This window comes from Streptomyces sp. NPDC059454 (assembly GCF_042749965.1).
Classification (GTDB): domain Bacteria; phylum Actinomycetota; class Actinomycetes; order Streptomycetales; family Streptomycetaceae; genus Streptomyces.
Map to the genome: position 1 here is coordinate 1 of NZ_JBHYVC010000096.1, position 18,535 is coordinate 18,535.

At 69.7% G+C, this 18,535-nt stretch carries 19 protein-coding genes and 2 pseudogenes; 11 read left to right on the plus strand and 10 right to left on the minus strand.

The features are described 5' to 3' along the window. The 8 genes and pseudogenes from ACFXAE_RS34755 to ACFXAE_RS34790 form a co-directional block, all read right to left on the minus strand. Window positions 1-372, minus strand: a pseudogene (locus ACFXAE_RS34755) (integrase); the annotation flags it as partial. A gap of 9 nt (window positions 373-381) precedes the next feature. Beyond that, window positions 382-642, minus strand: a complete 261-nt coding sequence (locus tag ACFXAE_RS34760) for a hypothetical protein (RefSeq protein ID WP_384723222.1) — start codon at window positions 640-642, stop codon at window positions 382-384. 271 nt (window positions 643-913) lie between these two features. Continuing rightward, window positions 914-1,045 carry a GntR family transcriptional regulator gene (locus ACFXAE_RS34765; protein WP_384723225.1) on the minus strand — a complete coding sequence of 44 codons (132 nt, stop codon included), beginning with the start codon at window positions 1,043-1,045 and terminating at the stop codon, window positions 914-916. A gap of 158 nt (window positions 1,046-1,203) precedes the next feature. Next, window positions 1,204-1,500, minus strand: a complete 297-nt coding sequence (locus tag ACFXAE_RS34770; RefSeq protein WP_384723228.1) for an antibiotic biosynthesis monooxygenase family protein — start codon at window positions 1,498-1,500, stop codon at window positions 1,204-1,206. A 36-nt stretch (window positions 1,501-1,536) separates the two neighbouring features. After that, a complete protein-coding gene (locus ACFXAE_RS34775; protein WP_384723231.1) occupies window positions 1,537-1,989 on the minus strand; it encodes a cupin domain-containing protein in 453 nt (150 codons plus the stop codon). 22 nt (window positions 1,990-2,011) lie between these two features. Beyond that, window positions 2,012-3,382, minus strand: a complete 1,371-nt coding sequence (locus ACFXAE_RS34780) for an NAD-dependent succinate-semialdehyde dehydrogenase (protein WP_384723234.1) — start codon at window positions 3,380-3,382, stop codon at window positions 2,012-2,014. Window positions 3,383-3,485: 103 nt separating this feature from the next. Continuing rightward, window positions 3,486-3,758: pseudogene (locus ACFXAE_RS34785) on the minus strand (isocitrate/isopropylmalate family dehydrogenase); the annotation flags it as partial. Between the two features lie 331 nt (window positions 3,759-4,089). Continuing rightward, on the minus strand, window positions 4,090-5,385 hold the full coding sequence (locus ACFXAE_RS34790; RefSeq protein WP_384723237.1) for a CitMHS family transporter: 1,296 nt from the start codon (window positions 5,383-5,385) through the stop codon (window positions 4,090-4,092). Window positions 5,386-5,749: 364 nt separating this feature from the next. Here ACFXAE_RS34790 and ACFXAE_RS34795 point away from each other — a divergent pair, with 364 nt between their 5' ends. The 11 genes from ACFXAE_RS34795 (at window position 5,750) to ACFXAE_RS34845 (ending at window position 16,247) form a co-directional block, all read left to right on the plus strand. After that, window positions 5,750-6,463 (plus strand): FadR/GntR family transcriptional regulator, encoded by a 714-nt coding sequence (locus ACFXAE_RS34795; protein ID WP_384723240.1) that lies wholly within the window; start codon window positions 5,750-5,752, stop codon window positions 6,461-6,463. 235 nt (window positions 6,464-6,698) lie between these two features. Continuing rightward, a complete protein-coding gene (locus ACFXAE_RS34800) occupies window positions 6,699-7,409 on the plus strand; it encodes an aspartate/glutamate racemase family protein (protein WP_384723243.1) in 711 nt (236 codons plus the stop codon). Further along, window positions 7,406-8,242: a sugar phosphate isomerase/epimerase family protein gene (locus tag ACFXAE_RS34805; RefSeq protein WP_384723246.1), complete on the plus strand. Its 837-nt coding sequence runs from the start codon at window positions 7,406-7,408 to the stop codon at window positions 8,240-8,242. The genes ACFXAE_RS34800 and ACFXAE_RS34805 overlap by 4 nt, the downstream gene beginning before the upstream one ends. A 44-nt stretch (window positions 8,243-8,286) precedes the next feature. Continuing rightward, window positions 8,287-9,369: an isocitrate/isopropylmalate dehydrogenase family protein gene (locus ACFXAE_RS34810; protein WP_384723249.1), complete on the plus strand. Its 1,083-nt coding sequence runs from the start codon at window positions 8,287-8,289 to the stop codon at window positions 9,367-9,369. An 83-nt stretch (window positions 9,370-9,452) separates the two neighbouring features. Next, a complete protein-coding gene (gene otnK, locus ACFXAE_RS34815) occupies window positions 9,453-10,727 on the plus strand; it encodes a 3-oxo-tetronate kinase (protein ID WP_384723252.1) in 1,275 nt (424 codons plus the stop codon). Beyond that, window positions 10,724-11,368 (plus strand): 3-oxo-tetronate 4-phosphate decarboxylase, encoded by a 645-nt coding sequence (gene otnC / locus ACFXAE_RS34820; protein WP_384723255.1) that lies wholly within the window; start codon window positions 10,724-10,726, stop codon window positions 11,366-11,368. Before otnK ends, otnC begins: the two co-directional genes overlap by 4 nt. Before the next feature lie 49 nt (window positions 11,369-11,417). Further along, the gene (rraA, locus tag ACFXAE_RS34825) at window positions 11,418-11,909 is read left to right on the plus strand and encodes a ribonuclease E activity regulator RraA (protein ID WP_384723258.1); all 492 of its coding nucleotides are present in this window, start codon (window positions 11,418-11,420) and stop codon (window positions 11,907-11,909) included. A 19-nt stretch (window positions 11,910-11,928) separates the two neighbouring features. Next, complete coding sequence (locus tag ACFXAE_RS34830) at window positions 11,929-13,062, plus strand: DUF475 domain-containing protein (RefSeq protein WP_384723261.1); 1,134 nt, start codon at window positions 11,929-11,931, stop codon at window positions 13,060-13,062. A gap of 478 nt (window positions 13,063-13,540) precedes the next feature. Continuing rightward, window positions 13,541-14,284, plus strand: a complete 744-nt coding sequence (locus ACFXAE_RS34835; RefSeq protein ID WP_384723264.1) for a helix-turn-helix domain-containing protein — start codon at window positions 13,541-13,543, stop codon at window positions 14,282-14,284. Between the two features lie 67 nt (window positions 14,285-14,351). Continuing rightward, entirely contained in the window at window positions 14,352-15,566 is a 1,215-nt protein-coding gene (locus tag ACFXAE_RS34840) for an IS3 family transposase (RefSeq protein ID WP_384723267.1), read from the plus strand. Window positions 15,567-15,668: 102 nt separating this feature from the next. Further along, window positions 15,669-16,247, plus strand: a complete 579-nt coding sequence (locus tag ACFXAE_RS34845) for an AAA family ATPase (RefSeq protein ID WP_384723273.1) — start codon at window positions 15,669-15,671, stop codon at window positions 16,245-16,247. Window positions 16,248-16,372: 125 nt separating this feature from the next. Here ACFXAE_RS34845 and ACFXAE_RS34850 read toward each other — a convergent pair whose 3' ends face one another. Continuing rightward, window positions 16,373-16,678: a hypothetical protein gene (locus ACFXAE_RS34850; protein WP_279562821.1), complete on the minus strand. Its 306-nt coding sequence runs from the start codon at window positions 16,676-16,678 to the stop codon at window positions 16,373-16,375. Window positions 16,679-16,694: 16 nt separating this feature from the next. After that, complete coding sequence (locus ACFXAE_RS34855; RefSeq protein ID WP_384723270.1) at window positions 16,695-18,248, minus strand: zinc-ribbon domain-containing protein; 1,554 nt, start codon at window positions 18,246-18,248, stop codon at window positions 16,695-16,697. Window positions 18,249-18,535: the final 287 nt, after the last annotated feature.

The following is an 18,535-nucleotide window of genomic DNA, read 5'->3' on the forward strand; positions in this document are numbered from 1 at the left end:
TTCCCGCGCAAGCCGCAACACCAAGAGCCGGATGGAGCGCACGGTCCGCGGCCCTCCCGGGCGCTTCGGCCGGGAAACGGCAGCGTGGCGGCGCGCGACCAGATCGCGGTGCCAGCGCAGCACCGTATCTGGACGCACCAGCAACCCCACCCTGCGCACCACCTCCGACGGCAGCCGATGCAGCAACGCCGCCAAGAACGCTCGATCGCCCGGGATGAACCGCACCCTGCCTTTGCCGAGTTGACGCTGAAGCACCGTGATCCGATGGCGCAGGGCGAGAATCTCCGCTTCCTTGTCCCGGTCGCTCATCGGTAACAGGCGGACCATGGCGAACGCTTGGGTCATGGTCAGGTAAGCCAGTCGCAGCAGCACGACCGACCATCATGTCGGTACAACCACCAGGTACGCGAGAGCACCCCCTCGAGCACCCGAGCACCGCCTTTCACCAGGGCGGATGAGGTTTTCGGCAGAGGCAGCGTTGCCGATGGTGTGGATCTCTCCGTCGACCAGACGCTGTTGTTGGGCGCGGACGGATTCGAGAGCATCGCGATCGAGGACGAAGCCGGGTTCGAGGATGGCGGCGGGTTCGATGGTCAGCCGGAATCGGTAGCTGTCCCGGTAGGACTCCATCGAGGTGAGCATCGGCTGGAACTCCCAGCCGTACCCGGGAAGCCGGTCGATCCGCCCTCGACGGCGATCCGGCGCAGGACGTGGGCGAGCTGGCCGGGCATGAGGTCGTAGCGGCGGGCGAGAGCGTTCTCGGTGACCCGGTCGGGGAGCCGGCCATCGAGGCGGTCGGCGGCGATGCGCAGGTAGACGTCCTCGGCGTCGTCCTGGGCTGGCTGGAGCGGGGACGTCTCGGTGAGCGCCGGTCCGGTGAGGGCGACGGTGTAACCGCCGCGAGCGGCGGGAGCTACGACGCCGTCGTCGGCCAGCAGACGCAGGGCCGGCGGACCGGCGAGCGGGAGACCTTCAGGTGGTCGGCGAGGGCCCGTTCGACCAGGCGGGTGCCGGCGGTCAGTCCGCTCGCGGCGATGTGTTCCACGATGCGTGCGGCCTTCCGGCGCGTCAGCGGGGTGGGTCCCTGGGGTGGCTCCTGTCCCGATGGGGACGCCCTGTTCTGGACCGGGGGCGGGGTCATCGTTGTGTGCCTCCGCGTGGGCCGAGGTGGGCCGGGACCGGTCGTGGTCCCGGCCCCTGACGTCATGGTGCGAGGACTGAGTGTACGTGTTCGACCTGCGGCGGAGCGGCGAAGTGTGGTCCGGCCAGGGCCCGCCAGCGGGCGAAGCCCTCGGAGGCGCGGAAGGTGACGGTGTGGTGCTCGACCGTCTCCCACCGGACCATGAGCCGGTAGCGCGAGGGGTGTTCGACGCTGCGCTGCAGGTCGACCCCGTCGCAGCCGTCGGCCGCGAGGAAGAGGGGCAGTGCCTCGGTGACGGCCTTCTCGAAGTCCTCCTCCTGGCCCGAGAGGATTTCGATCTGCGCGATCTCAGTTATCACGGTGGTGCTTCCTTGTGTTTTCGGTCCGTCGTGGGGTCAGTCGCGGTTGGCGGCGGCCTTGTTGTGCTCGGCGTCGACGCGCGCGGTGACACCGGTCTCGACGATGGTGCGGGTGGCGTCGACGGTGGCGTAGATCCACAGGATGCGCATCGGCTCGGTGGCGGAGGCGTTGCGGAAGCGGTGGGGCATCCCGGCGGGGACGTAGGTGGTGTCGAAGCGGGTCACGTGGTGCTCGGTGCCGTCGATTTCCACGATGGCGTCGCCTTCGAGGATGGTCACGCTCTCGGGGCAGTTGTGGGTGTGCAGCGCGATGCCGGCGCCGCCTTCGAAGAGGGTCTGGCCGGTGAGGAAGACCTCGGCTCCGACGGAGCGGGTGACCAGGGGGATGGTGCGGGCGCCGCCGCCGCGGCTGAAGGCGGTCAGCTCGGCGGGCCGCAGGACGGCGGGTGGGAAGGAGGTGAAGCAGGGTTCGTCGGTGGGGTGGTTCACGGTGTTCTCCAGGTGCGGGTGGTCAGGCGGCCGGGTCGATCCAGACGGTCTTGGTGTTGACGAACTCGCGGATGCCCTCGGCACCGAGTTCGCGGCCGTAGCCGGACTTCTTGATGCCGCCGAAGGGCAGGCGCGGGTCGGAGGCGGCCATGCCGTTGACGAAGACGGCGCCGGCGTCCAGGACGCGGGTGAGGCGGCGGGCGCGGTCCAGGTCGGAGGTCCACAGGGCGGCGCCGAGACCGTACTCGGTCCGGTTGGCCAGGGCGATCGCCTCGTCGGCGTCGGTGGCGCGGGTGACGGCGGCGACGGGCCCGAAGGTCTCCTCGTCGAAGGCGGCCATACCGGGGCGGACGTGGTCCAGGACGGTGGGCGGGTAGTAGCAGTCCGGGCCGTCGGGGATCTCACCGCCGAGGGTGAGGACGGCACCCGCTTCGACGCTGCGCCGGACCTGGTCGTGCAGCGTGTCGCGGAGGTTGGCGCGCGCCATCGGGCCGATGGCGGTCTTCGGGTCGGTCGGGTCGCCGACCTTGAGGGCCGCCGCTGCGGCGGTGAACGCCGCCACGAACTCGTCGGCCACCGCGTCCTCGACGATGAACCGCTTGGCGTTGACGCAGGACTGGCCCACGTTGACGTACCGGGCCTTGACGGCGGTGGCGGCGGCAGCGGCGATGTCGGCGTCGGCGAGGACGACGAAGGGGTCGGAGCCGCCGAGTTCGAGGACCTGCTTCTTCAGTACGGCCGCGGCCTGGGCGGCGACGACCGCGCCCACCTCGGTGGAGCCGGTGAGGGTGACTGCCGCGACCCGCGGGTCGCCGATGAGTCCGGCCACCTGGCCGACCTCGACCAGCAGGGTCCGGCACAGGCCCTCGGGGGCGCCGGCCTTGCGGATGACCTCCTCAACGGCGAGGGCGCACTGCGGCACGTTGTTGGCGTGCTTGAGGAGGGTGCCGTTGCCCGCGGCCAGGGCGGGGGCGGCGAATCGGAAGAACTGCCAGAAGGGGTAGTTCCACGGCATGACCGCGAGGACCACGCCGAGGGGGTCGTAGACGACGGCGCTCTCGGTGGCATGGGAGGCAACCGGGTGGTCCGCGAGCTGCTGCGGGGCGTGCTTGGCGTAGTACTCGCAGGTCATGGCGCACTTCTCGATCTCCGCGCGCGCCTCGGTGATGGGCTTGCCCATCTCGGCGGTGATGAGGGCGGCGTAGCCCTCCTTGCCCTCGCGCAGGACGCGGGCCGTCTCCCGCAGTAGGGGGGTGCGGTCCGTGATCTCGTGCCGGCGCCAGGACGCCTGGGCCGAGGCCACCGCGTTGAGGATGCCGTCGACCTCCTCGGGCGACTGCTCCGGGTGGCGGGCGAGTTCGGCGCCGGTGGCCGGGTTGCTGGAAACGACCATCAGACGGTCTCTCCTGCGTGCTCGGTGTGCTCGATGCCCGGCAGACCTCGGCGGCGAACTCGGCGGTGCCGAGGGTGCCGCCGAGGTCGCGGGTGCGGGTGGCGGGGTTGTCCAGGACCGTGCCGACCGCTTCGGTGATCAGGACGGCGGCCCGTTGCAGCCGGTCGTTCCCGTCGCGCCGGCCGCGCCAGTCCAGGAGCATTGCGGCGGACAGGATCAGCGAGGTGGGGTTGGCAATGCCCCGGCCGGCGATGTCGGGGGCGGAGCCGTGCTGGGCCTGGCCGACGCACAGGGTGTCGGAGGCGTTGACGGAGCCGCCGAGGCCCAGGCTGCCGGAGAGTTCGGACGCCTTGTCGGAGAGGATGCCGCCGAACATGTTGGTGGTGACGATGACGTCGACCTGGCCGAGTCGGCGAGCCACTACGGCATCGATGCCGATGAGATCGCGCGCGCCGGTGCCATCGGCCAGATCCTGCACAGCATGGGCCCCACCTCGGCGACTTCCAGAGGACGGCGCTGCGCTGGGGCGTCCCCGTTTCTCTCGCGTACATCGCCTTCGCCCTGCTGACCGGCGCCCTCACGCTCACCTGACGCGAAAGGCCGTGGCAACTGGTCGATCCGGTGCCACGGCCCGTCGGCGGACTCCACGATGGGCCCAAAGGAAGTCCTGTGGCCCACCGGCAGGCGGAGTGACTCAGACACACCACTCAGGCGACGCTGATAGCCCCGGTGAGGAGCGCGAAGGCGATGTACGCGAGGGAGACGAGGACGCCCCAGCGCAGGGCGTGCCTCTGGAAGTCGCCCAGCTCCGCCTTGACGAGCCCGAGCAGGACCCACAGGGGCGCGCTGGTCGGTCCCATCATGTGCAAGATCTGGCCGATGGCGCCGGCGCGCGCGATCTCGTTGGCGGGGATGCCGTAGTGCGCAGCGGACTCGGCCAGGACCGGCACGACACCGAACCAGTAGGCGTCGTTGGACATGAAGAAGCCGAGCGGCAGTGCGAGGACGGCGGTGAACAGCGGGATGACATTGCCCCAGCCGTCGGGGACGATCGAAAGAGCCGCGTCGGCCATCGCCTTGATCATGCCGGAGTCGGTCATGATGCCGGTGAAGACGCCGGCCGCCAGGACCAGGATCATCACCGGGACCGCGTTGGCCGCCTGGCGCTTGATGAGGTCCTGCTGGTCGCCGATCTTGCGGATGTTGACGAGCAGGGCGATGACGAAGGCGACCATGAAGAGCACCAGGAGGTCGGCGACCTCGGCGATGAGCAGCACCATCAGCAGCAGAGTGAGACCTGCGTTGAACCACATGCGCCAGCCGGCGTTGATCGGCTCGAACGCCTCGCCGGAGGCGATCTCCAGCTTGTAGGCGGCCAGCTTCTCGGCGTCCAGCTTGCCGCGTTCGCGCAGGCCGAGCCAGTAGGCGACGGCGATGATGGTCAGGCTGGTCAGCGCCATCGGGCCGATCATGTGGACGAAGTACTCGGTGGCGCTCAGGTGCAGGACGCTGATGCCGCGGGTGGTGGCGCCGCCCCAGGGGGTGGTGCCGGAGATGGTGCCCAGCGCCATCGCGGCGAGCGTGGCGAGGATGAGCGGGTTGATGCCCAGGCGGCGGTAGATGGGCAGGAACGCCGAGCAGACGATCATGTAGCTGGTGGTGCCGTCGCCGTCGAGGGCGACGCACAGGGACAGTACGGCGGTGCCGACGATGATTTTGACCGGGTCGCCCTTGGTGGCGCGGATGATGGCCTGGACGATCGGCTCGAAGAGCTTGACCTCCATCATCAGGCCGAAGTAGAGGACGGCGAACAGCAACAGGGCGGCGGTGGGCGCGACCGTGTCCAGACCGTTCATGATCATGTCGCCGAGCTCGGTGCCCTTGCCCGCGACGATGGCGGCGACGATCGGCGTGAGCATGATGGCGGTGAAGGCGGAGAGGTGTTTGCGCATCACGAGCAGCATGAAGCTGCCCAGTGTGGCGAAGCCGAGGACGGCGAGCATCGTTGCTCCTTGGGGCAGGGCTGTGGGCCGCCGGTCGGACGGCGGCGCAGGACGGCGTGTGAGTCAGTGCGTGGCGGTCTGGGCAACGACCGCCGGCACATACAGGGCCGTACTCGGCTCGTGTGACGGATCGGTCATGGGGGCGTGCGGCTCCTGTGCGGCGGCTCGGCGGGCGCACGGTCGTGGTGGGCGGTGGCCCGGTGAAGGGCGTCAGGGGTGCGCCTGGCGTGGCTGGGACCTCCGGCGCGGTCAGTCGGAAGAGGCGGGTGGCTTGATCCCGCCCACTTCCGGACAACCGGTTTACCGGATTGCCGGTAGGTAACTAGAATCCGGCCATCGCGTCAATACCGAAGTGAGGAAATCGATGGCCGAACTCGCCAGGATCACGGTCGAACCACGTGAGCCACTGGCCGCCGAGGTCTCCCGCCGCCTGATCGACTACCTGATGTCCGGCGAGGTCCAGCCCGGCGACCGCATCCCGTCGGAGCGGCGGCTGACCGAGATGCTCGGGGTCAACCGTCCCACCGTACGCGAGGCCATCAAATCGCTCGGCTTCCTCGGCCTGCTGGAGATCCGCCAGTCCAGCGGCACGTACTTCCGCGGCGCCGACTCCGATGTGCTCTACCGCCTCTTCGAACTGGGTCTCGTCCTGGGTGAACGGGGCGCCCGCGACATGGTGCGTGCCCGCGCCGAGCTGGAGGTGGTCGTCGCCGGTCTGGCCGCCCAGGCGCGCGACGAGGCCGGTGTCGAACTGCTGCGGGCCCGACTGGCGGCCATGCGGGAGTGCCCGGACGAGGAGTTCCCCGAGGCGGACACCGCCTTCCATGCCGCCCTGGGCGAACTGGCCGCGAACACGGTGCTGCGGGACATGCTCAAGGGCATGCGCGCGATGATCCAGCGCGGCTGGGTGGAGCGCACTGGTGCCGTCCGGTCCCGCGAGGTGGCCTATGCCGACCACGTTCCGATCTACGAGGCGGTCGCGAAGGGTGACGCCGAGGCCGCCCGTGCGGCGATGGCTCAGCACATGGACGGAGCGTCCCGCCGCCTGATGGAGGCGCTGGAACAGCGCGAGGGGTAGCGGGAGCCGCGGGCTGCCGGGCCGGCCCCGGTGCCTCGCGGCACTCCCTGCCTCTAACCGGTTGACCGGTTGACCGGTTCAACTTAGAGTGGCGGCGCGGCACCGCGAGAACACGCTGCCGCCCCTATCCCGGGCCTGCCCCGGCCGTCCGTCACGGGCCACTCCCGTGCCGGCCGGAAAAGGCCCGCGGTCGGGACCCCTGCCGGTCCCCGCCTACCGGAAGAGGAAGAACCCGGTGATCGAATCCAAACCCCTGGTCGCGATGATCCATGCCGTGCCCGCCGCGCACCGCATCGCCCACGAGGCGTTCGCTCAGGAGTTCCCGCAGGCCACTGTCTGGAACGTGCTGGACGACCGTCTGCTGGTGGACGCCAACGCGGCCGACGGACTCACCGACGCACTGCGCCGGCGCATGCTCCGCCTGATCGGGCACGTGATGGACGGCGGGGCCCAAGGCCTGCTGCTGACCTGCTCCTCCTACGGGGAGGTCGTGGACACCGCCCGCGCGCTGTGGGACGTGCCCGTGCTGAAGTCGGACGAGTCGATGTTCAAGGCAGCTCTGGCCGGTCCGTACCGGCGCGTCGCCGTGGTCGCCTCGGTGCCGCCCGCCGTCCCGGCCGCCGTCGCCCAGCTCGAAGCGCTCGTCCCGGCGGTCCGTCCGGACCGTCCGGTGGACATCGTGACCGCCCTCAGCAAGGACGCCGCCGGCGCGGCCGACCCCGAGACGGCCGCCCGTCACCTGGCCGAGGCCCTGCGGGCCGCCGACGGTACTGACGTCGACGCGGTGCTGCTGGCCCAGTACTCGCTCACCCCGGCCCGCGACGCACTGGCCGACCTGCTGGGTGTGCCGGTACTGGACGGCGCGGGCGCCGCCGCACGGGAACTGCGCGGGCTGCTCCTGCCCGCCGAGCAGCCGGCCGTCCCGGCCCCGGCGGTCGCGCCGTGACCGCCGGGCTGCCCTGGCCGCTGGCCTACACCGTCTCCGGCAACGACTGCTCCGCGCCCATGCCGCTCGGCTTCGCCGCACCTCTGGCCGAGACCGTCGGCCCCCTGGCCGAGCTCGGCTACGACGGCGTGGAGGTCCAGGTCCGTGACAGCGGCGTACAGGATGCCGAAGCACTGGCGCGGGCCGTCGAGGCCGCCGGTCTGAAGGTGCTGGGCATCGGCACCGGACCGGTCGCCGCACAGGACCGTCTGACACTGACCGACCCCTCGCCGGACGTCCGACGGCACGCCCTGTTCCGCCTGCTGGGCGCGGCCCGCCTCGCCGGTGAACTCGGTGTACCGGTCACCCTCGGACAGACCCGCGGCACCTTCCTGCCCGGACTCGAGGACATGCAGCGCCTGTGGGCCGAGCGCGCCGTGCAGCACCTGGCCGAAGAGGCCGCCGGCCGCGGCAGCCGGCTGCTGCTGGAACCGCAGTCACGCGCCAACACCTCGCTGTGGAACACCCCGGCCGAGGCCCTCGCCGCCCCCGCCACGCTAGACGCCCCGGCCGGACTGGTGCTGGACACCCACCACCTCGAAGCCGAAGGCATCGACGCGGTACGGGCCGTCGCGGACCACGCCCGCGTCACCGGCTGCCTGCAACTCGCGGCGCCCTCGACGCGGGGTCCCCTGACCATCGGTGACCCCCGCCTCCCCGCCCTGTTCACCGCTCTGCGCACCGGCGGGTTCACCGGCTGGCTGACCCTGGAGCACACCCAGGACGGCGACAGCCGCAAGGCCGCCGCCCGCTCCTGGACCGCGCTCACCGACGCGGCGGCCGTGCTGTCCTGACCCGTCTCCCCACCACCCCCCCTTCTTCGAGAGGAACCCGCACCATGAGCAGCAAGACCTACCGCCTCGGCGTCCTTGAGGGCGACGGCATCGGCCCCGAGATCGTCCCGTCCTCCGTCGAGATCGCCACCGCCGCCGCCCAGGCCGCCGGCGTCTCCGTCGACTGGGTGACCCTGCCGCTGGGCGCCGCTGCGATCGAGACCCACGGCACCCCGGTCCCCGAGGAGACCAAGGAAGCCCTCGCCGGTCTGGACGGCTGGTACCTCGGCCCGCACGACTCGGTGTCCTACCCCGAGCCGCACAAGTCCGCGCTCAACCCCTCGGGCACCCTGCGCAAGCACTTCCAGCTCTTCGCCAACATCCGCCCCGCCAAGTCCTTCCCCGGCGCGAAGGCCGTCTGCGACAACGCCGACCTGGTCATCGTCCGCGAGAACACCGAAGGCTTCTACGCCGACCGCAACACCTTCGCGGGCACCGGCGAGTTCATGCCCACTGCGGACACGGCGATCATGCTGGGCATCATCACCCGCGAGGCCACCGAGCGCGTCGCCCGCGTCGCCTTCGACCTGGCCCGCTCGCGCCGCAAGAAGCTCACCATCGTCCACAAGGCCAACGTCCTCAAGCTGACCACCGGCCTGTTCCGCACCGTGTGCCAGGAAGTCGCCAAGGACTACCCGGACGTCGCCGTGGACGACTTCCACATCGACGCCATGACCGTCCACCTGGTCCGCCGCGCCCAGGACTTCGACGTCATCGTCACCGAGAACATGTTCGGCGACATCCTCTCCGACCTGGCCGGCGAGATCTCCGGCTCACTCGGCACGGCTCCGTCGATCAACTCCTCGGCCACCACGGCCATGGCCCAGGCGTCCCACGGTTCGGCCCCCGACATCGCCGGGCAGAACATCGCCAACCCGGTCGCCATGATCCTCTCCGGCGCCATGCTCTTCGAGTGGCTCGGCGCCAAGCACGGTGACGAGAAGCTCGCCACCGTCGCGAAGATCATCGACAAGGGCGTGGCCGACGCGATCGCCGCCGGCACCGCCACCTGCGACCTCGGCGGCTCCGCCTCCACCAGCGAGTTCACCGCCGCCGTCATCAAGGCCATCGGCGCCGGCCAGAACTGACCCACCCGCTCCGGGGCGGGCAACTCCCCGTCCGCCCGCCCCGGTTCCACTCCGCCCGCACGCCCGAGGAGAGACCCCCGACCATGACCCTGCGCATCGGCTGCCTAGCCGACGACTTCACCGGCGGCACCGACGTCGCCGCGGCCTTCCGGCGTGCGGGCCTGCGCACCGCCCTGGTCTTCGGCGCCCCGGACGACACCACCGTGCTCCCGGCGGACTGCGACGCCGCCGTGGTCGCCCTCAAGTCCCGTTCCACCCCGGCCAACGAGGCGGTCGCCGACTCGCTGGCCGCCCAGCGCTGGCTGTGGGACAAGGGCGCGGCCCAGGTCTACTTCAAGTACTGCTCCACCTTCGATTCCACCCCGCACGGCAACATCGGCCCGGTCACCGACGCCCTGATGGATGCTGCGGGTGCCGCTGTCACCCTGCACTGCCCGGCCTCCCCGCCCAACGGCCGCACCGTCTACCAGGGCCACCTGTTCGTCCACGACCAACTGCTCTCCGACTCGCCACTGCGCCACCACCCCCTCAACCCGATGACGGACTCCGCGCTGGTGCGGCTGCTGTCCGCGCAGACCCCGCACAAGGCCGCCCTCATCGACTGGGGCACGGTACGCCAGGGTGTCGAGGCCGCCCGGGACGCCATCGTGGCCCATCGGCAGGCCGGTGTCCGGCACATCATCGCCGACGCCCTGACCGACGACGACCTGGCCGTGCTCGGCGCCGCCGCACTCGAACTCTCCGTCGTCGCCGGCGCCGCGGGCCTGGCCGAGGGACTCGGACACGCCTACCCCGCCACCGGAGCGGCCACCGCCGAGCCGCTGCCGTGCGAAGGGCGTGCCGCCGTGCTGGCCGGCAGCTGCTCCGCCCGCACCCTGGAACAGATCGCCCAGTTCTACGCCGCCGGCCTGCCCTCCCTCCACCTCGACGTCCTCGCCGCCGCCACCGGCCGCGACGTCACCGGCGAGGCACTGGCCTGGTACGCGGAACAGGACCCCGACCTGCCGGTCCTGATCTACGCCTCCGCCTCGCCCGAGGAACTCGCCGCCGTCCAGGCCCAGCTCGGTGTCGCCGAAGCCGCCGCACAGGTCGAGGAACTGCTCGGCACACTCGCCTCCCACCTCGTCGAACGCGGTGTGCGCCGACTGCTCGTCGCGGGCGGGGAGACCTCCGGCGCCGTCACCACCGCCCTCGGCGTCCGCGCCGTACTCGTCGGCGCGGAGGCCGACCCCGGCGTGCCCTGGACATACGCCACCACCGAGTCCGGGGACCTCGCCCTGATGCTCAAGTCCGGCAACTTCGGCGCCCCAGACCTGTTCACCCGCGCCCTCACCACCACGGCCGGGGAGGCCAGGTGAGCGCCTACACCGACGAGTCCGCCGCCCGCGCACTCATCGTCCGTACCGCGCGCTCGCTGTTCACCCGTGGCCTGACCCACGGTTCCACCGGCAACCTCTCCGTCCGTCTGGCCGACGGCAGCCTGCTGCTCACGTCCACCGGGTCCAGCCTCGGCACCGTCGAGGCGGCCGAACTGTCCCGCACCGACCTGGACGGCAAGCACCTCGACGGCCCCCGGCCCACCAAGGAGGCGTTCCTGCACGCCGCCTTCTACCGGGCCCGGCCGGGCGCCCACGCGGTCGTGCACCTGCACTCCACCCACGCCGCCGCAGTCTCCTGCCTCGCTGATGTGAACGCCGACGACGCCCTGCCCCCGCTCACCGCGTACTACGCCATGCGCGTCGGCACCCTGCCGCTCCTGCCGTACCACGCCCCTGGCGACAGCAGCCTGGAACCGCTCGCCGAGCAAACGGCCCGCACCCACCACGCCGTCCTCCTCGCCAACCACGGCCCCGTCATCGCCGGCGCGAGCCTGGAGGCGGCCGCCGACGCGATCGAGGAACTGGAGGAGACCGCCAAACTCCACCTCCTCCTGAGGGGACACGCCACCCACCCCCTCACCCCCGAGCAGGCTGCCGCGCTCGCCCCCACATCCCCCTGACGGCCGGATGAGAAGCGGGCGCGGCAGCCCCCAGCGAGAAGGAGTCCCCATGCCCGAAACAGTGACCCCCGTCCCCACCGCCGACCTCGTCGACCAATACGGCACCGCACTGCGCGTTTGTGACCTGCAGTTCCGCCAGTTCGGCGGGCACCGCGGCTTCGCCGGACCGGTTCGCACCGTCTCTTGTCACGAGGACAACGGCCTGCTGCGCGACCTGCTGCGCACCCCGGGCGACGGTGCCGTCCTGGTCGTCGACGGAGCCGGTTCCCTGCGCACCGCCCTGGTCGGCGACCTCATCGCAGGCGCCGCCCAGGACAACGGCTGGGCCGGCCTGGTCCTGCACGGCGCCGTCCGTGACAGCGTCGCCCTCGCCGGGCTCCGGCTCGGCATCAAGGCGCTGGGCACCATCCCGCGCAAGAGCGCCAAGGATGCCGCCGGAGCAGTCGACGTCCCCGTCACCTTCGGCGGTGTCACCTTCCGCCCCGGCGACATCCTGCACGCCGACGACGACGGCATCGTCCTCCTTCCCGACCGCACCTGACCACACGATTGGGTAGCCAGTGCTCCTGAAAACCTTCGGCTGGTCGTTCGCGGTCACCGCGCTCGGCCTGGTCGCGGCGGCCTTCTACGGGGGGTGGACCGCCTTCGGCATCGTGGCGATCCTCTCCATCCTGGAAATCTCGCTGTCCTTCGACAACGCGGTGGTCAACGCCGGAATCCTGAAGAAGATGAACGCCTTCTGGCAGAAGATCTTCCTCACCCTCGGCATCCTGATCGCCGTCTTCGGTATGCGCCTGGTCTTCCCCGTCGTCATCGTCGCCGCCAGCGCCCAGCTGGGGCCGATCGAGGCCGTCGACCTCGCCCTCACCGACAAGGACCGCTACCAGCAGCTGGTCACCGACGCACACCCGTCGATCGCCGCGTTCGGCGGTATGTTCCTGCTGATGATCTTCCTCGACTTCATCTTCGAGGACCGGGACATCAAGTGGCTCACCTGGATCGAGCGCCCGCTCGCCAAGCTGGGCAAGGTCGACATGCTGTCGGTCTGCATCGCCCTGGCCGTGCTGCTCATCGCCTCGACGACGGTGGCCACCCACGCCCACCAGCACGGCGGCGCGCACGTCGACAAGACCGAGACGGTGCTGCTGGCGGGTATCGCGGGTCTGATCACCTATCTCATCGTCGGCGGCCTCTCCAGCTACTTTGAGAACAAACTCGAAGAGGAGGAGGAACGCGAGCACGAGGAGGAACAAGCCGCCCGCACCGGCAAGCCCAAGTCGCCCGTCAAGCTGGCCGGCCAGGCCGCGTTCTTCATGTTCCTCTACCTGGAGGTCCTGGACGCGTCCTTCTCCTTCGACGGCGTGATCGGTGCCTTCGCCATCACCAACGACATCGTGCTGATGGCCCTCGGCCTGGGCATCGGCGCCATGTACGTGCGGTCCCTGACCGTCTACCTGGTCCGCCAGGGCACCCTCGACGACTACGTCTACCTGGAGCACGGCGCGCACTACGCGATCGGCGCCCTCGCCGTGATCCTCCTGGTCACCATCCAGTACGAGATCAACGAGGTCATCACCGGCCTGATCGGCGTCGTCCTCATCGGCGCCTCCTTCTGGTCCTCCATCCGCCGCAATAAGCGGCTGGCCGAGGCTGAAGCCGACAGCGAGGGGACGAAGGCCGCCTCGCTGGCCTGACCGACTTCAACGAGCACGCTCCCCACGACACGGCCTACCGGGGCAGCTTCGCGGTCTTGCCCGGGCCCAGTCGGCCTCCCTGTCCCGGTAGGCGTGATCGTGGGCCGAACCGAGAACCCGGTCACGCGCCCGGACAGCGCCCTGGGCCGGCTCGCGAGCCACCTCCGGCGGTGCAGAGCCCGTGCCAGCCTGGCTGCGATCTCTCGGGTTGGTGTCAGTGGTGGTGAGAGTCGGTCGCGCTGGTCCAGGGGTTGGTGTTACGGGGCTGGTCAGTGGGTGTTTTTGGGTGGGTGGGCTGCTGTCATGAGGTGAGAGATTGAGGGGTGGGATCGCTGTCGTGGGGCTTTATCGCATGGCAGCTGATGCTGTCTCAGGTTTGAGAGTTCTTATGCGTTGAGGTGGGCCGGGCCGGTGTGATCGTGGGGTGGATCAAGAGGTAAGGGCCGGTCGTGGGCCTGTGCTGTCCCGGGGGTTGGTGGTGCGTCGTTTGCTGGAGCGGCAGCAGGCGGGGGAGCTGGCCACGCGGCATGTGCGTGCGGTCGCTGAGACGGTGGGGGTTTCGGAGCGTACGGTGTGGCGCTGGCTGGAGCAGGCCAAGACGACCGGGCAGCTGGAGGCCGGGGTCCGGCAAGGGTATGCGGTGTCGGACGAGGTGTGGGTACTGCTGGGCGAGGTCGGAGGGAATGTCGCTGAGCTCAGGCGCCGGCTGGCCGCTGCCAGCGGCGGGGCCTCGGTGCCGTCGGCGTCGACACTGCACCGGGTGATCCGCAGGGACCGCCGGGCGGGGCGGGCTTTGCTGGTCGAGCGGGAGCCCGAGGTGGCCGGGCCGAGCAGGCTGGATCCGCTCAGCGAGCTGGGCCTCAACATCGTGGCCGGCCAAGGCACCGGCGGGCAGGTTTTTCTGCGGGAGCAGAAGCATCTGGCGCAGGTCCCGGTCCTGGTGCCGGGCGCCCAGGTGGTGCACACCTCCGCTGTGCGGTCGGTGCTGCGGACGGTCGCGCACGCGGCCGCGGTGGGGGCGGTGGTGTGTCTGTACGGCGACGCCGGCCAGGGCAAGACCGTCGCGTTGCAGTACGCCCTGTCCCAGCTGCCGCACCCGGCCAGGGTCCGTCGGGTCCACGTCGGTGTGCACCCGACGGTTCCCGAACTGCGCCGGGTGCTCGCGGACGCCCTCGAGCTGGGCAGGCGTCTGCCGCGCGGTGCGGGGGAGGCCGACCTGTGAAGTTCCCCCCGTGGCCTGGACAGCCTGATACTGGGACGACAGGTCCCGGAGGAAGCAGTTCCAGGTAGTGAGCAAGAAGAGCAACACGAGTAAGCGGTACACGGCCGAGTTCAAGCGGGACGCGGTCGCGCTGGTCCATTCCTCCGGGAAGACGGTGACCGAGGTCGCCCGGGAGATCGGGGTGAGCCCGGAGGGCCTGCGGAACTGGGTGAACCAGGACAAGGCAGACCGGGGGGCAGGGGCCTACCGGTGCGCTGACCAGCGACGAGAGGGAAGAGCTGCGCCGACTGCGGCGGCAGAACCGGGAACAGCAGCAGACGATCGAGGTCCTGAAAAAAGCCGCGGCCTTCTTCGCCAGGGAGTCGACGAAGTAGCCGTGCGCTACGCGTTCATCGATGCGGAGAAGGCCACCGAGAACAACCCCGGTGGTCACAGTGTCGCCCTGCTGTGCCGGGTGCTCGGCGTGTCCCGCTCCGGCTACTACGCCCATCTCGCCTCCCGCGAGACCGCCCGGGAACGGGCCCGCAGGGAAGAGGAGACAGTCGCCGAGATCCGGCGTGTCCACGCCTCTTCCCGCCGCGCGTACGGAGCTCCCAGGATCACGGCAGCCTTGCGCAGGCAGGGGCACCGGATCAACCACAAGCGGGTGGAGCGGCTCATGCGCGAGCACGACATCCGCGGGATCACCCGCAGACGGCGCCGGGGTCTGACCCGACCGGACCGCAGGGCGGCCCCGTCGCCGGATCTGGTGGGCCGGGACTTCACCGCGGCCGAGCCCGGCACGAAGCTGGTGTCCGACATCACCTACCTGCCCACGCTCGCCGGCTGGTGGTATCTGGCCACCGTGATCGACCTGGCTACCCGTGAGGTCGTCGGCTATGCGATGGCCGACCATCACCGGGCCGGCCTGGTCGTCGACGTGCTGAGGATGGCCGCCGGCCGGGGTGATCTGAAGGAGGGCTGCATCGCCCACTCGGACCGCGGAGCGGAATACACCTCACGTGAATACCGCGCTGTCATACGGGAGTTGAGGCTGCGGCAAAGTATGGGCAGAACGGGCTCATGTTACGATAACGCCGCGGCTGAAAGCTTCTTCGGCCTACTGAAGGCAGAGATCGGGACCACCGTCTGGGAGTCCCAAGAGCAGGCCCGCGCCGATGTCTTCCGCTTCATCGAGGTCGAGTACAACCGCACCCGCCTGCGGAAGCATCCCGTCTACGGATACGTCACCCCGGTCGAAACCCGGACCCTGACGGCACAAGCTCTCGCCCCCGCAGCGTAACCACCCGCTGTCCACGGCCAGGGGGGAACTTCAGACCTCGCCCCCCACACCACCCTGCGCATCAAAGTCGGCTCCGCCAAAATCCAGGCCCTGCGCGCCTCCCTGTACAAAAAGCTCGACCTTCCCGGCGAGGCCCCCCTCAACAGCACCCGCTGCGAAACCATCCTCAAGGAAGCCCTGTCGGAAACCCCGCGCGTCCTGGTCGTCGACGAAGCCCAGTGGCTGGACACCCGGGCCTTCGAATTCATCCGCGAGCTTTGGGACGACGAGGACACCCGCCTCGCCGTCGTCCTGGTCGGCGCCGAGACCTGCTACCAGAAGATCAAGAACCGTCCGGCGCTGGATTCCCGCATCCTCGTCTGGCAGCGCTACAAGCCCCTCACACCCGCCGAAGTCCTCACCGTCATCCCCAAGTACCACCCGCTGTGGGCGGACGTACCCGCAGACGAACTGCTGTGGATCGACGACGTCGCCTGCCACGGCAACTTCCGCCAATGGGCCAAAATCACCTACCTGCTCTGGGACGAGCACGGCGGCACCGACGCGAAGGGTCCCGGTAGCGCGGGTCCGCCGCAACCGGCTGCGCCAGAGGGCGCAGCCGCACCGTTTCCTCCCTACAGCCGGGACCTGGTGCGCGCCGTCCTCAGTCGCCTCGACCCCACCCAACGCCACGTCGACTGAAGGCCCTGTCACGTATGGCCCACCGTAGCCGTCCAGGGGCCGTGCTGCCCGAAACCGAACTGGGCAGCCAGCCAGGCCCGGCGCCTCGTAGGGGCAGGCGGGGCTGCTGTCCGTGGCCTCCGCGATCATGGGGGTGAATCGGACGGCAGGGCGTCGCCCGACGGGGTGGGAGGGGCCGGGTCAACGGCGGGCGTGGCAGCACATAGTGGGCGCTCGTGTCGTACCCGTTCGATGTGTCCCAGGCCTCCATTCGCGTCAATGTCGATGATCTTGCCCAGCAACTCGTCTTCGCGCCGGCGCCGCATCGACTCCGTGTGGAAGCGGGAGATACCGGCGAGCGTCTCGTTGAAGCTCCGGGTCACCGCCAGGAGCACCCCGGGCAGCACCGAGACGAGCACTACCCATAACGCGGCATGACCGATCGCTGACATCAGGAACGGTTCGCGATCACTTCTGGCTGGCTCGGCGGCGCAGTTCGTCGAGGCGGGCTTCGGCGGCTTCGGCTGCCCTGGGGCCTGGTGAGCTGGTATAGCGAGTCAGCACTTGTGGCGGGATGACTCGGAGCCGGACGAGGTGCTCGAGAACTATGACTGCAGCTTCGTGTGCCGGAGACAGGAAAGGCACGTTCACATCTTTTATGGGATTGAGTAGTTCGAGCGGATGCTCTCGGACACGGACCGCATGGTCGACTGCATCGGCGAGGCGTTGTGACTTCGCTGCGTCCATCTCGGCTGTGCTCTCGTGCCAGTACGAGCCGTCGAATTCGAGAACAAGAGAGAGTTCCGGGATGTACATGTCCACCCGTTCGATGCCCTTGGCGGTGCGGATGGTGCGGCGGTCGGGATCCAGAGGGAGGACGACCGACAGCTCCGCGGCCAGCCGCACCTCCTGGGCGGAGGTTCCCGGGATGTTGCAGTGGGGGCAGCCCGTGCCGCCCCTTGTGCGGTTTGCGACGGTGGCGATCCAGGCATGCTCCCGGTTGATCGGACAGATCCAGTGGACCTTCATGCTGCTGCCCGAGGTCAGCTCTGCTGCGCTGATCTTGGATCTGACCGGATCGAGCTGGACGGCCAGATCGGGGCGCACGGCGAGAAGGCTGCTGGTGGTGGACACTTTGTTTCCGGCACAGTAAGGGCAGCCCTGCCCACTGGCTCGTTTGTAGACCCGAGCTTGCCAGCGGTGGTCGGGCCCCTTCCGGCATAACCAGTGGACGATCCGGCTGGAGCCGACCGATACGTCGCGCGGGCTGAGCGCGCCGTTGCGCTCGTGGTCCCACTGGCGGGCAATATCAGGCCGGTTGCTCGCCAGGCGGTTAACGTCCCACACCCGGGCTCCGCTGCAGAAGGGGCATCGAGACCCCTTGCCGACCCGGTTGTTCGGACTGGCCGTCCAGCGGTGCTCCGGGTGACTCCGGCAGAACCAGGCCAGGACCCGGTTGTCCTGGGCGAAGATCTCGTGGGCCGTCGTGCCGTTGACCGGCGCGTCGAACTCCAGTGCCACGTCGGGGGCGACTTCGGCGAGACTGTGCTCGCGAGCCAGACGCTTGCGTGCGCAGTACGGGCAGCCCTGCGGGCGGGTCGCATTGGTCCGGGAGTTCACGCTCATGTCGTAGTCCGGGTGTCCCGCCAGGCACCGCCACCAGGCCACGCTCTTGCTGCCGTTGAGCACCTCTGAGGCGGTGAATCCGGAACGTTCCGGGTTGAGATCCTTGGCTACGTCTGGAGAGATGGCGGCCAGGCTTCGCTCAAAGGGCACCTGTCCGCTGAGGCGTTTGCCTCGGCAGGCTGGGCAACCGGTGGACTGCGGCTTGGTGCGATTGTTGACCGTTGCGGACCATTCGTGAGCAGGGTTCGCAGAGCATTGCCACCACACCTTGGTCTTCCAGCTGTAGGGCACCTCCTCTGCTGTCAGTCCCTCATTGCGCTCAGGGTGGAACTCCTTGGCGACGGGATGCTCGCCCAGGTTTCGCCGAACGGTCTTCGGCAGCGATGCGCGTAACACGGTGTCTTCTCCTCAGGGGCAAGTCAGTCCCTCAGCCCTCAGGATCGAACCCAAGAGGCCGCCGGGCCGACGAAGTTGAAGACAGACCGTAGAGTGAATTCGAAGAAGTCACAAACCGGCTGGTGGTTCCCTGTCGATTGCCCGCGCCCTGCCCCAAACGCAACCTGCTGACCAGAACGCCGTTCTGTTGTAAGTAGCTGTTGTCGTTCCGGTCTTGAGAGGCGGGCGTCGAACGGGAGTCTCGATCGGGTGATCGCGGCGGACTGCGGGCATGAAGGCAGGGCCTC

Coding starts and splice junctions, on each gene's coding strand:
- otnK (WP_384723252.1), top strand. CDS start 9,453: ATGACCCTGCGCATCGGCTGCCTAGCCGACGACTTCACCGGCGGCACC.
- ACFXAE_RS34810 (WP_384723249.1), top strand. CDS start 8,287: ATGAGCAGCAAGACCTACCGCCTCGGCGTCCTTGAGGGCGACGGCATC.
- ACFXAE_RS34850 (WP_279562821.1), bottom strand. CDS start 16,678: ATGTCAGCGATCGGTCATGCCGCGTTATGGGTAGTGCTCGTCTCGGTG.
- ACFXAE_RS34795 (WP_384723240.1), top strand. CDS start 5,750: ATGGCCGAACTCGCCAGGATCACGGTCGAACCACGTGAGCCACTGGCC.
- ACFXAE_RS34790 (WP_384723237.1), bottom strand. CDS start 5,385: ATGCTCGCCGTCCTCGGCTTCGCCACACTGGGCAGCTTCATGCTGCTC.
- rraA (WP_384723258.1), top strand. CDS start 11,418: ATGCCCGAAACAGTGACCCCCGTCCCCACCGCCGACCTCGTCGACCAA.
- ACFXAE_RS34760 (WP_384723222.1), bottom strand. CDS start 642: ATGCTCACCTCGATGGAGTCCTACCGGGACAGCTACCGATTCCGGCTG.
- ACFXAE_RS34780 (WP_384723234.1), bottom strand. CDS start 3,382: ATGGTCGTTTCCAGCAACCCGGCCACCGGCGCCGAACTCGCCCGCCAC.